The organism is Paracoccus aerius, from assembly GCF_014656455.1.
Taxonomy (GTDB): Bacteria; Pseudomonadota; Alphaproteobacteria; order Rhodobacterales; family Rhodobacteraceae; genus Paracoccus; species Paracoccus aerius.
Genome location: NZ_BNCL01000007.1, coordinates 74,167 through 85,724, shown reverse-complemented (window position 1 = coordinate 85,724; position 11,558 = coordinate 74,167). Strand labels below are relative to the sequence as shown.

General features: G+C 66.3%; 12 protein-coding genes. 2 read left to right on the top strand and 10 right to left on the bottom strand.

Annotated elements, in window-relative coordinates; translation table 11 throughout:
• Position 1: 1 nt before the first annotated feature.
• The 6 genes from IE224_RS10220 to IE224_RS10195 form a co-directional block, all read right to left on the bottom strand.
• Entirely contained in the window at positions 2–952 is a 951-nt protein-coding gene (locus tag IE224_RS10220) for an ABC transporter permease (protein ID WP_167621533.1), read from the bottom strand.
• Between the two features lie 3 nt (positions 953–955).
• Positions 956–2,254 carry an ABC transporter permease gene (locus tag IE224_RS10215; RefSeq protein WP_191310075.1) on the bottom strand — a complete coding sequence of 433 codons (1,299 nt, stop codon included), beginning with the start codon at positions 2,252–2,254 and terminating at the stop codon, positions 956–958.
• Between the two features lie 59 nt (positions 2,255–2,313).
• Positions 2,314–3,399: an ABC transporter substrate-binding protein gene (locus IE224_RS10210; RefSeq protein WP_191310073.1), complete on the bottom strand. Its 1,086-nt coding sequence runs from the start codon at positions 3,397–3,399 to the stop codon at positions 2,314–2,316.
• 53 nt (positions 3,400–3,452) lie between these two features.
• The gene (locus tag IE224_RS10205) at positions 3,453–4,529 is read right to left on the bottom strand and encodes an ABC transporter substrate-binding protein (protein ID WP_229849326.1); all 1,077 of its coding nucleotides are present in this window, start codon (positions 4,527–4,529) and stop codon (positions 3,453–3,455) included.
• Positions 4,530–4,622: 93 nt separating this feature from the next.
• The gene (locus tag IE224_RS10200) at positions 4,623–5,693 is read right to left on the bottom strand and encodes an ABC transporter substrate-binding protein (protein WP_191310069.1); all 1,071 of its coding nucleotides are present in this window, start codon (positions 5,691–5,693) and stop codon (positions 4,623–4,625) included.
• A gap of 60 nt (positions 5,694–5,753) precedes the next feature.
• Positions 5,754–6,857, bottom strand: coding sequence for an ABC transporter ATP-binding protein (locus tag IE224_RS10195; RefSeq protein WP_167621528.1), 1,104 nt, complete (start codon positions 6,855–6,857; stop codon positions 5,754–5,756).
• A gap of 288 nt (positions 6,858–7,145) precedes the next feature.
• On the opposite strand from IE224_RS10195, the gene IE224_RS10190 reads away from it, so the two are divergent.
• Together IE224_RS10190 and IE224_RS10185 are read left to right on the top strand one after the other, a co-directional pair.
• Complete coding sequence (locus IE224_RS10190) at positions 7,146–7,901, top strand: sulfite exporter TauE/SafE family protein (protein ID WP_167621527.1); 756 nt, start codon at positions 7,146–7,148, stop codon at positions 7,899–7,901.
• A 2-nt stretch (positions 7,902–7,903) separates the two neighbouring features.
• Positions 7,904–8,251, top strand: a complete 348-nt coding sequence (locus tag IE224_RS10185; protein ID WP_191310067.1) for a RidA family protein — start codon at positions 7,904–7,906, stop codon at positions 8,249–8,251.
• Here the strand turns inward: IE224_RS10185 and lpxB are convergent.
• From lpxB to fabZ, 4 genes are all read right to left on the bottom strand, one after another.
• A complete protein-coding gene (gene lpxB, locus IE224_RS10180; RefSeq protein ID WP_191310065.1) occupies positions 8,235–9,389 on the bottom strand; it encodes a lipid-A-disaccharide synthase in 1,155 nt (384 codons plus the stop codon). The two genes, IE224_RS10185 and lpxB, sit on opposite strands and share 17 nt — an antisense overlap.
• 66 nt (positions 9,390–9,455) lie before the next feature.
• Positions 9,456–10,268 (bottom strand): LpxI family protein, encoded by an 813-nt coding sequence (locus tag IE224_RS10175; protein ID WP_191310063.1) that lies wholly within the window; start codon positions 10,266–10,268, stop codon positions 9,456–9,458.
• Between the two features lie 10 nt (positions 10,269–10,278).
• The gene (gene lpxA, locus IE224_RS10170) at positions 10,279–11,067 is read right to left on the bottom strand and encodes an acyl-ACP--UDP-N-acetylglucosamine O-acyltransferase (protein ID WP_167621523.1); all 789 of its coding nucleotides are present in this window, start codon (positions 11,065–11,067) and stop codon (positions 10,279–10,281) included.
• Positions 11,060–11,539 (bottom strand): 3-hydroxyacyl-ACP dehydratase FabZ, encoded by a 480-nt coding sequence (fabZ, locus tag IE224_RS10165; protein ID WP_167621522.1) that lies wholly within the window; start codon positions 11,537–11,539, stop codon positions 11,060–11,062. Before fabZ ends, lpxA begins: the two co-directional genes overlap by 8 nt.
• Positions 11,540–11,558 lie beyond the last annotated feature (19 nt).

Genomic DNA, 11,558 nt, shown 5'->3' with positions numbered 1-11,558 from the left:
TTCACCGCGGCGTTACGCCCCGGATCCGTTCCGACCGCCGGCGCAACAACTCCACCGTGGTCAGCAGCGCGATGGAAAAGATCACCAGCAGCGTCGCCACGGCCAGGATGGCGGGGCTGATCTGCTCGCGGATGCCGTTCCACATCTGGCGCGGGATGGTCTGCTGTTCCGGGCCGGCGATGAACAGCACGGCCACCACCTCGTCGAAGCTGGTCACAAAGGCGAACAGAGCGCCCGAGATCACGCCCGGCAGGATCAGCGGCATGGTCACGCGGAAAAAGGTGGTGCGGGGATTGGCCCCCAGCGACGCCGCCGCCCGGTTCAGCGACTGGTCGAAGCCTACAAGGGTCGCGGTCACGGTGATGATGACAAAGGGAATCCCCAGCGTCGCATGGGCCAGGATCACGCCCAGATAGGTGCCCGCAAGCCGCCCGCAGTTTGTGGGCAGGCCCACCAGGCCCAGAAGCTCGCAAGGGTTCGAATAGAAGAAGAACATCCCCGTCGCCGTGATGATCAGCGGCACGATCATGGGCGAGATCAGGATCGCCATGATCGCCCGGCGGAACGGCATCTCGGGGCGCGACAGGCCCAAGGCGGCCAGCGTCCCCAGCACCGTCGCCAGCAGGGTCGAGAAGACCCCGATGATGATCGAGTTCTTAGCGGCCTTCACCCAGTTCGCGTTCTGCCAGGCATCCGACCAGAAGGCCCAGCCGGTGGCGTCAGGGTTCTGCATCCCGAAGGTCAGCAGGCTGCGATACCACCTCATGCTGTAACCCTCGGGGTCGAAGGACAGCATCCGGTCGGTAAAGGTGAAATACGGCTCGGCGTTGAACGACAGCGGGATGATGACAATGATCGGCGCGATCAGGAAGAAGAAGATCAGCCCGCAGATCACCAGATAGGCGTAATGCCAGATGCGCTCCAGCGGGGTTGCATAGGTCGGGACAGCCATGGATCACCCCAGCTTCAGGTTGTCGATGCCGACCATGCGGTCATACACCCAGTACAGCAGCAGGACCGCGCCCAGCAGCAGCGCGGCAAGGGCCGCCGCCATCGACCAGTTCAGCGTGTCGGTCATGTGCATCGCGATCATGTTGGAAATCAGCTGGCCCGAGGATCCGCCCACAAGCGCCGGCGTGATGTAGTATCCAACGGCCAGGATGAACACCAGAAGCGCCCCCGCCCCCAGGCCGGGCAGCGTCTGCGGGAAATAGACGCGGCGGAAGGCGGTCCAGCTTGTCGCGCCAAGCGAACGCGCGGCGCGCACATAGGACGGGTTGATCGTCCGCATCACCGAATAAAGCGGCAGGATCATGAAGGGCAGCAAGATATGCGTCATCGCGATGATCGTGCCGGTCTGGTTATAGATCATCTGCAACCGTTGGCTGCCCCCGATCACGCCCAGCCAGACCAGGACATCGTTGATGACCCCCTGCTGTTGCAGCAACACCATCCAGCTCGTGGTCCTGACCAGAAGCGAAGTCCAGAAGGGCAGCAGCACCAGGATCATCAGCAGGTTCGATTTCCGCATCGGCAGGGTCGCCAGCAGATGCGCGATGGGAAAGCCCAGAATGAAGGTGATGGCCGTGATGACCAGCGACAGCCAGAAGGTGCGCATGAACAGCATCACGTAGACCTGCTGGCGCTCCTCGACCTGGACGATGCTGCCGTCATCGGCGCGGCTGCGGTCCACCGCCGCCAAATAGAAGTTGCCGGTCAGCGGGGTCGCGGCATTGCGCATTGCGGACCACAGTTGCGGGCTGCCCCAGTCCTCGTTGATGTCCAGCAGCGCGGCTTGATAGGGCGGCTCCAACCCCCGCCGGACCTGACGGCCGGTCGAGGTGAACAGCGACCGCGTCCCCGGCACGTCATAGTTGATGCGGGTGCCGACGATGCCGATGGTGCGCCCCTCGGCGGCGGCTTGCAGGTCGGTGGCCAGGGCTGTCCAGGCCGCGTCGTCCGGCTCGACCCCGCGCGGATTGTCGGCGAACCATTGCGACAGTTGCGGCATATGGGCCGAAAAGCCGTCGTTGTAGAAGGACCGCTGCAGCATCTGCCCGATAGGCACGACGAAGGTGATCAGGATAAAGGCCAGCAGCGGCAGCACCAGCAGAAAGGCCCGGCGGCGGGCCAGCGACTGCGACCGCGCAAGCGCGCGGACCAGCGGCCTGCCATCGGCGGTCCGCAGCGCGCCATCGGTAAGGCCGGTGGCCGTCGTCGCAATGGCCGCGTGCGGATCAAGAGCGTTCGCCATGTATTCCCCAAGGTATCTGGGCCGCCGCCCCTGCAAAGGGCGGCGGCGATCGTCGGCTGTCAGGCGCCGGCCAGCCAGCTGTTGAAGCGTTCGGTCAGCTCGGTGTCATGGTCGGCCCAGAACCCGGCATCGTTGACCACGGCACGCTCGGCGTTTTCGGGCGTCGTTGGCAGATAGGGCGCCATTTCCGTGGTGCCGTCCTTGTAGGTGCCGACGCTGGCCGAGGCGGATTCGCGTGGCGGGCCATAGGCGATGTATTTCGACAGATCCGCCTGCCGCGCCGGGTCCGAGGCAAAGGCGATGAACTGCATCGCCACGTCCCTGTTCGGCGCTCCCATCGGCACCACCCAATAATCCATGTCAAGGTTCGCGCCGTCCCAGACAAAGGCGAAGGGCTTTCCCTCGTCGACGATGGCGTCGAAGATCCGGCCGTTATAGGCCAGCGTCATCGACACTTCCTTGTCGGCCAGAAGCTGCGGGGCCTGGGCGCCCGCTTCCCACCAGACGACCTGGTCCTTGATGCTGTCCAGCTTGGCGAATGCACGGTCGACGCCTTCGGGCGTGGACAGGACGTCGTAGACCTCGTCGGCGGGCACGCCGTCGCCCAGCAGGGCGAACTCAAGCGCGTATTTCGGCCGCTTGATGATGCCGCGCTTGCCGGGGAATGTCTTGGTGTCGAAGAAATCCGCGACGGTGGTCGGCGCGGCGTCCGGGAAGGCTTCGGTATTGTAGGCGATGACCGTGGACCAGACCATGATCGCGGTCGCGCATTCATGCAGCGCCTGGGGCAGGTAATCGTCCTCCGCAGGGGTGCCGTCGGCGGCGGCGGGCAGGATCGAGGGGTCGATCGGCTCGATCAGGCCTTCGTCGCACAGCCGCAGCACGTCCGACTGCTCGACATCGAAGACATCGCTGGTGATGTTGCCGGCCTCGACCTGGGCCTTCAGCGTCGCGGGCGGGTTGTCGTTGTCCACCATCGTGGCCTGAACGCCCGTCTCGGCGGTGAAAGGCTTGACGAAGGCCTCGTTCACGGCGGCCCCGAAAGCACCGCCATAGGTGGTGATGTTGATCGGGCCGTCCTGGGCCTGCGCGGCGACCCCAAAGATCAGCGCAAGCGCCGTTCCTGCAATCAGTCGTCTTGTCATGCTTTGCTCTCTCGAAACCTTGGGTGAAGGCGGCGCCGCAGGGCGCCGCCCGGTCAGGAACCAGCCAGCCAGCTGTTGAAACGCTCGGACAGTTCGGCATCGTGGTCGGCCCAGAACTCGGGGTCGTCCACGACGGCGGTCGTCAGGTGTTCGGGTTCGGTGGGCATATGCGGCGCCATTTCGGTCGTGCCATCCTGATACATCCCCACCAGCGGGGCCGAGGATTGGCGCGCCGGGCCATAGGCGATGTATTTCGCCTGATCCGCAAGCGGTTGGGTGCCGGTCGCGAACTTCACATATTCCACGGCCGCTTCGGGATTGGGGGCGTCCTTGGGAACGACAAAGGCGTTGATCTCAAGGTATTGTCCGTCCCAGATCACGTCGAAGGGCTTGCCCTCGCCCACCATCGCGTCAAAGATCCGGCCGTTGTAGACGGTGGTCATCACGACCTCTCCGTCGGCCAGCAACTGCATCGGCTGGGCGCCGGCTTCCCACCAGATCACGTCGTTCTTGATCGTGTCCAGCTTGGCGAATGCACGGTCAACGCCTTCGGGCGTGGCTAGGGTGTCATAGATGTCGTCGGCGGCAACGCCATCGGCGATCAGGGCCAGATACAGCGTCCGCTTGGGCGACTTGGGCAGGCCGCGCTTGCCGGGAAACTTCTCGGTGTCGAAGAAATCGGCGACGGTGGTGGGCGCCTCGGCTTCGAACTTGGTCTTGTCGTAACCGATCACCGTGCCCCAGACGATGTTGCCCACGGCGCAGTCACCCAGCGAGCCGTCGACGAAATCCTCGGCGGCGGGGGTGCCATCGGCGCCGGCGGGCAGATCGGCCGGATCGAACTCCATCAGCGCGCCTTCGTCGCACAGCCGGATCGCATCGGCCATCGCCAGGTCGAAGACATCGCCGGTGATGTTGTTCGCCTCGACCTGCGCCTTCAGCGGCGTGGCCGGGTCGTCGGCAGCGATCATGTTGGCCTTGATGCCGGTCGCCGCGGTGAAGGGCTTGTTATAGGCCTCGACCTGGCTGACCTCGTAGGCGCCGCCCCAGGACACGACATTGACCTCTTGCGCGGTTGCCGCGAAGGCCATGCCCGCCAAGGCCGTGGATAGGACCAGAGTGGTTTTCACGTTCCTGAACTCCCGTTGGTGAAGGGTCTTTGCCCCATGTTCTTGGCCCCCCAAGGGGCAAGGGACGGGCATCGCCTGCCCGTCCCGTCCGGTTCAGCTTGCCAGCCAGCTGTTGAAACGCTCGTTCAGTTCGGCGTCGCGATCGACCCAGAACTCCAGGTCCGACCCAAGCGCGTTGGTCATGTTCGCCTCGGTCGTGGGCAGGTTCGGGCCCATCGGCTGGTCCGTGCCCTCGATGTTGCCGACCATGGCCGCCGCCGAACGGCGCGGGGGACCATAGCTGATGAACTCGGCCGCGCGGGCCTGCGGCGCGGGCGAGGTCGTCCAGGCCACGAACTGCTTGGCTTCCTCCAGGTTCTCGGCCCCTTTCGGGATCACCCAGCCCTCCATCTCATAGATCTGGCCGTCCCAGATGATCTCGAAGGGCTTGCCCTCGGCCTGCGCGGCATTGAAGATCCGGCCGTTGAACGCATAGGCCATCGTGACCTCGCCATCGGCCAGCAGTTGCGGCGGCTGCGCGCCCGCTTCCCACCAGATCACGTCGTTCTTGATCGTTTCCAGCTTGGCGAATGCGCGGTCGACGCCTTCGGGCGTGCCCAGGACCTCGTAGACCTCGGCCGCCGGGACGCCGTCGGCCATCAGAGCCAGTTCCAGGTTGAACTTGGCGCCCTTGCGCATGGTGCGCTTGCCGGGGAACCGTTCCAGGTCGAAGAAATCCGCGGGGGTCGAGGGCTTGGCCTCCGGGAACTTGCTGTCGTCGAAAGCCAGGACCATCGAATAGACATCGGTCGCGACGAAGCATTCGGTGATTGCGCCCTCGATGAAATCCTCGGTCGCGGGGGTGCCATCCTCGGCGGCGACCAGGATCGCCGGGTCGATTTCCTCGAGCAGGCCTTCATCGCACAGGCGCACCGCATCGGCATATTCGACCGACGCCACGTCGGTCGTGACGTTGCCGGCCTCGACCATGGCCTTGATGGGGGTGGCGGGGTTGTCGGCGTCGGCCATGTTCACCTTGATGCCCGTCTCGGCCTCGAAGGGCTTGGCATAGGCTTCCAGATGGCTGTTGCCATAGGCACCGCCCCAGGACAGCAGGTTCACATCGGCCAGCACGGGCGAGGCGATCAGGCCAAGCGCGGTGGTCAGGGCAAGCGTCTTCTTCATTGATCACTCCAACTGCAGGGACATGCGGCATTCGCCATCATTCGTGGGCCGGGACGGCCTTCAGACCGGATCGAGGGCACGGGCATCCGCCGGATGCCAGCCGACCTTGATCTGCTGGCCGGGCTCCAGCCGGGTCTGGCCGATCGTGTTGCGCATCTTCATCACGAAGTCGCCGCTGCCCGCGACCTTCAGGCGGGCGCGCAGGATGTCGCCCATGTAGATGACCTCGCAAACCTCGGCGCCGATCATGTGGGCACCCGGGGGCATCATCTCGGGCTTGAACTCGACCCGTTCGGGGCGGATCGACACCAGCACCTGCTGGCCCCTGGCGGTCACGTTCACCGGCGTGGCGTCGATCACCTCGCCCGTGGACAGGCGCACCAGGGCCTTGTCGCCCGACAATTCCTCGATCACACCGGGCAGCTTGTTGTTCTCGCCGATGAACTGGGCCACGAAGCTGTTCTCGGGGCGTTCATACAGGTCGGCGGGCGCGGCAAGCTGCTGGATGCGGCCGTCGTTGAAAACCGCGACCCGGTCCGACATGGTCAGCGCCTCGCCCTGGTCGTGGGTGACGTAGACCACCGTGATTCCAAGGCGTTCGTGCAGATGCTTGATCTCGAACTGCATGTGTTCGCGCAACTGCTTGTCAAGCGCGCCCAGGGGTTCGTCCATCAGCACAAGCTCGGGGTCGAAGACCAGGGCGCGGGCAAGCGCGATCCGCTGCTGCTGGCCGCCCGAAAGCTGCGCGGGCCGGCGGTTCGCGAACTTGCCCATCTGCACCATGTCCAGGGCGCGGGCGATGCGGGTTTCGCGTTCGGACTTGGCCATGCCCCGCACTTCCAGGGGGAAGGACAGGTTCTCGCCCACCGTCATGTGCGGAAAAAGGGCATAGTTCTGGAACACCATGCCGATGCCGCGCTTGTGCGGCGGCACCTGGTTGATCGGGCGGCCCGCCAGCCTGATCTCGCCATGAGTCGCTGTCTCGAACCCGGCCAGCATCATGAGGCAGGTGGTCTTGCCGGACCCCGACGGTCCAAGCATGGTCAGGAATTCTCCCTTGCCGATGGACAGGTTCAAGTCTTTGACGACAAGTGTCTGGCCGTCATAGCTTTTCTGCACATGCTCGAATGCGACGAAAGCATCGCCGTGGCGGTCATCCAGCAAAAGGCGCTCTCCCTCTTTCTGTTTTCGTTGTTGGGCGCCCGCACAGGTTAGCCGTGCGATCCGCGACCGCGCAACACCGTTTGCGACATTTCTCGGCACCAGAGTGTCGCTTCCATGCCTTGGTTCGGGACGCCCGGAAAACCGGCATTGCTGCCAGAAAAACAGGCGACTGCGGTCGGGCTTGTGCCTCTGCACCCCTGGGGTTAGCGTCGCTGCCGACCCGAATCCGGCCACTTGCGCCACCACCTGCCAAGGACCCGCGTCCTTCGCCCGATCCGAAGGACTGCCATGCTGGAAGCCGCGCTGTTGTTTGCCGCCGCATTCTTCGGCGGGATGCTGAACGCCGTCGCCGGCGGCGGCACCTTCATCACCTTCCCGGCCCTGGTCTTCGTGGGGATCCCGCCGGTCGTGGCCAATGCCACCAGCACCATCGCCGCCCTGCCGGGCTATCTGTCGGCGGCCATCGCCTTTCGCAGCGACATCCGCCGGATCGAGGACGCGCCCTTCGCCAAGCTGACGATCTGGACCATGATCGGCGGCGCGGTGGGCAGCGGCCTTCTGCTTGTCAGCTCGAACGAGGCGTTTTCCGTCCTGGTGCCCTTTCTGCTGCTGGGCGCGACCCTTGTCTTCTATCGCGCGGACGAGGTCCGGCGCATGGCGTCGCGGTGGCGGTCGGTCGTCGTGCCCTTCGGCCTTGGGATCCTGCTGCCGGTGGCGATCTATGGCGGCTATTTCAACGGCGGCCTTGGGATCGTGCTGCTGGCGGTCTTCGCCATGTGGGGCATGACCGACCTGCACCAGATGAACGGGCTGAAATGTTGGCTGTCCTTCGCGCTGTCGCTGATCGCCTTTGCGATCTTCGCGGCGGGCGGCGCGGTGGCCTGGGGGCCGGCGGCGGTCATGGCCCTGGGCACGGTCGTCGGCGGCTATGCCGGCGCGCCCGTCGCCCGCCGCATCCCGCGCGACAAGCTGCGCCTGCTGATTGCCATCGTGGGCTTCGGCATGACCGCGATCTTTTTCTGGCGTCTCATCCAAGGAGCATGAACATGAGCGACATCAAGCGTATCGCGACCGGCCCGCGCATGAGCCAGGCGGTCATCGCGGGCGGCATCGTCTGGCTGGCGGGCCAGGTGGGCGAGCCCGGCGCATCCGTGGCCGACCAGACCCGCGTGGTGCTGGAACAGGTGGACCGCCTGCTGGCCGAGGCAGGGACGGACAAGACCCGCATCGTGTCGGCCCAGATCTGGCTGGCAGACATGGCCGATTTCGCGGAAATGAACGCGGTCTGGGACCAGTGGGTGCCCCAGGGCCACACCCCTGCCCGCGCAACGGGCGAGGCGAAGCTGGCAACGCCGGACTACAAGGTCGAGGTGATCGTCACCGCGGTCCTGTAACCGCCCCCAGCACCGAACGGGCGGCGCGCAGACCCGGCGCCTCGCCCCCCTTGCCCAGCCGGTCCATGGTCAGGTCCATCGCGTCCAGTTGCGCCTGCCGCGCCGCGGGGTCGTCCAGCAGGCGCAGCAGCGCCTGCGCCATCGGGCCGGGCTGGCAGTCGCGGCCCAGGAACTCGGGCACCACGCGCGTGTCGCTGACCAGGTTCACCAGCGTCACCGTGTCCGTCTTCAGCAGCATTCCCACCAGCATCCGGCTGAGCGGCGCCATGTCATAGCCGATCACCATCGGCACCCGGTTCGCCGCCAGATCCAGGCTGACCGTCCCCGACGCCGCCAGCGCCAGATCCGCCGCTGCGAAGGCCGCGCGCTTCCCCTCGGCATCCTCGACCACCAGCGGCCGGACGGGCCAATTGGCCGTCTCCTGCCTTACCTGACCGGCAACCCCCGGGACGGTGGGCAGGACCACCCGCATGTCGGGAACGTAATGACGCAGGTCGCTGAGCGCCTGCCCGAACCGGTGCAGAAGCCGCCCCACCTCGCCGCCGCGCGATCCGGGCAGGCACAGCACGACGGGGCTTTCGGGCGCGATGCCGTGGCCCGCGCGGAACAGCGCGGCCTCGTCCGGTCCCGCGACAGGAGCGGTGGCGATGGGATGGCCCACGAAATCGCAGGTCATCCCCGCGGCCTGCATCAAGGGCGGCTCGAAGGGAAGGATCGCAAGGACGTGATCCACGACCTGGGCCATCTTCAGCGCCCGCCCCGGCCGCCAGGCCCAGACCGAGGGCGCGATGTAATGGACCACCCGCAACCCGGGCCGCTGTGCCCGCGCCGCGCGGGCCACGCGCAGGCAGAAATCGGGGCTGTCGATGCCGATCAGCGCGGCAGGGCTTTCGGCGGCCACGCGGGCGGCCGTTTCGGCGATGCGGCGCTTCAACTGGCGATATTTCGGCAGCACCTCCCAGATGCCCATCACGCTCAGTTCCTGCATGGGGAACAGGCTTTGCAGGCCCTGTGCGGTCATCGCCTCGCCGCCGATACCCACGAATTGCGCGTCCGGCACCAGTTCGCGCAGACCCGCCATCAGGGCCGCGCCCAACTGGTCGCCCGAAGGCTCGCCTGCGATCAGGAAGAACTTCATGCGCTTGGCCCCGCTGCTGATGTCCTGTGGGTATTCACGCGACGAAGAAGCCGATTTCTTCGTTGCCTAGATACCCGAAGGCTCCATCGCCCACAAAAACAATCCTGTGGCCTCTGCGCGCCGGACCGCCTCGGCCCGGTCCAGAAGGATCACCCCGCCCGCCTGCCAGGCAATGCCCGCAAGCCCTGCCTCGGCGGCCTGGGTGACGCTGTCGGGGCCAAGGGTCGGCAGGTCGATGCGCATGTCCTGGCCGGGCTTCGGCGCTTTGAAGAAGACGCCCCGGGCGCCCTGGGGATTGGGCCGCAACCCGGCATGACTGCCCGCGAAGGCCAGCATAGCCTGCGTGCCGGGCAGCGTCTCGATGGCAAGGCACTGGCCCTGCGCGACCACGTTCCCCTGCCCCACGTCAAGCGGCCCCAGCGTGGCATGGATCAAGGCCGCGCGCTGGGCGTCCCGGCGGTCGGAGGGGGTCGGCTGGCCCACCAAGACGCCCTCGCCCGGGATCAGGTCCGGCGCGATCTCGGCGACCGAGGCAATCTGGAGCCCATGCTCCTCGAACACGTCCAGGACCGCCCGCAGCGCGCCGTCGTCGCCCGACTGCATCGCCATCATGATCCGCGGCACCAGTTGCGCGGTGCGGTTGTCGAACAGTTCCGGGTCAAGGCGCGGGCGACGGATCGCCCCGGCAAAGACCACGCGCGACACGTCCTGGTCCAGCAGGCTGTCCAGGAAGGGCACCAGCTGTTCCAGGCGGAAGGGCTGTGCATCGACGCCTTCGGGCGCGAAACCTTCCAGGGCATAGACCAGCGGCGCGTCCAGTGCGGCAATGACGGCAGGGGCCAGGGCGCCTTGGCCCGCGATGACTGCTGTTCGGGTCATTCCGGGAGGCTCATGCGGGCTTCGGGGTCAGGAAGCTGCGGTCAGACGGACCCAGGATGAAGTCCAGCACGTCGCGGACCATCGTGCCGCCGTCGCCCCCGGCCAGCGCACGGGCCGTGTCGCGGAAGCTGCCCGCGCCCAACTTGTCCAGCATCTCGCGCAATTCGTGGATATCGGCGCGGCTGGCGCCCCGGCGCTTCAGTCCCACAAGGTTCAGCCCGTCCAGATGACCGCGCGGCCCCTGCACCAGGCCATAGGGGATCACGTCCGCCGTCACCATGGTCACCGCGCCGATCATCGCGCCGCGCCCGATGCGCACCCATTGATGCACGCCCGACAGCCCGCCGACGATCACGTCGTCGTCCAGATGGCAATGCCCGGCCAGCGAGGCGTTGTTGACCAGGATCACCCGGTCGCCCAACTGGCAGTCGTGGCCCACATGGCAGCCCGCCATGAACAGCCCGTCGTCGCCGATGCGCGTGATCCCGCCCCCGCCCTGCGTGCCGGGGTTCATGGTGACATATTCGCGGATGCGGTTGCGCGCGCCGATTTCCAGCCGCACATCCTCGCCCCTGAACTTCAGATCCTGCGGCACCTCGCCGATCGAGGCGAAGGGGAAGACCACCGTTTCCGCGCCGATCGTCGTGTCGCCCGCGATGGCGACATGGGATTTCAGCACCACCCCGTCGGCCAGCCGCACCTTTGGACCCACCACGCAGAAGGGTCCGATCCGCACGCCCGCGCCGATCCGGGCGCCTTCCTCGATCACGGCGCTTGGGTGGATCAGGCTGTCAGCCATCGGTCTTCATCGCCATCATCGCCGTGAACTCGGCCGAGGCGCAAAGCTGGCCGTCCACCAAGGCGCGGCCCTCGAACTTCCAGATCTTGCCGCCGCCGCGCAGGGCCTTGCAATGCAGCTCAAGCACGTCGCCGGGAACGACCATTCGGCGGAACTTGCACTTGTCGATGCCCATGAAATAGGTCGCCAGGGGCTTGTCGATGATGTTCATGCTGATGCCCACGATCACGGCGGATGTCTGGGCCATCGCCTCGACGATGGTGACGCCGGGCATGACGGGCTCGTCCGGGAAATGGCCCTGGAAATGCGGCTCGTTGCAGGTGACCATCTTGATGCCCACGCCGCTTTCATGCGGGACGATGTCGCGCACCTTGTCGATGAACAGGAACGGATAGCGGTGGGGGATGATGCGCTTGATCAGCGACAGGTCGGCCGCGGTGTAAGGGGCGGGGGCGCGCGTTTCTTCGGCCATGAGCGTTCCTTCGGGACGT

Excerpts from the sequence above, each read along its gene's own strand:
- IE224_RS10185 (WP_191310067.1), top strand. The coding sequence starts at position 7,904 with ATGAGCGACATCAAGCGTATCGCGACCGGCCCGCGCATGAGCCAGGCG.
- IE224_RS10175 (WP_191310063.1), bottom strand. The coding sequence starts at position 10,268 with ATGACCCGAACAGCAGTCATCGCGGGCCAAGGCGCCCTGGCCCCTGCC.
- IE224_RS10200 (WP_191310069.1), bottom strand. The coding sequence starts at position 5,693 with ATGAAGAAGACGCTTGCCCTGACCACCGCGCTTGGCCTGATCGCCTCG.
- lpxB (WP_191310065.1), bottom strand. The coding sequence starts at position 9,389 with ATGAAGTTCTTCCTGATCGCAGGCGAGCCTTCGGGCGACCAGTTGGGC.
- IE224_RS10210 (WP_191310073.1), bottom strand. The coding sequence starts at position 3,399 with ATGACAAGACGACTGATTGCAGGAACGGCGCTTGCGCTGATCTTTGGG.
- IE224_RS10190 (WP_167621527.1), top strand. The coding sequence starts at position 7,146 with ATGCTGGAAGCCGCGCTGTTGTTTGCCGCCGCATTCTTCGGCGGGATG.
- lpxA (WP_167621523.1), bottom strand. The coding sequence starts at position 11,067 with ATGGCTGACAGCCTGATCCACCCAAGCGCCGTGATCGAGGAAGGCGCC.
- IE224_RS10220 (WP_167621533.1), bottom strand. The coding sequence starts at position 952 with ATGGCTGTCCCGACCTATGCAACCCCGCTGGAGCGCATCTGGCATTAC.
- IE224_RS10215 (WP_191310075.1), bottom strand. The coding sequence starts at position 2,254 with ATGGCGAACGCTCTTGATCCGCACGCGGCCATTGCGACGACGGCCACC.
- fabZ (WP_167621522.1), bottom strand. The coding sequence starts at position 11,539 with ATGGCCGAAGAAACGCGCGCCCCCGCCCCTTACACCGCGGCCGACCTG.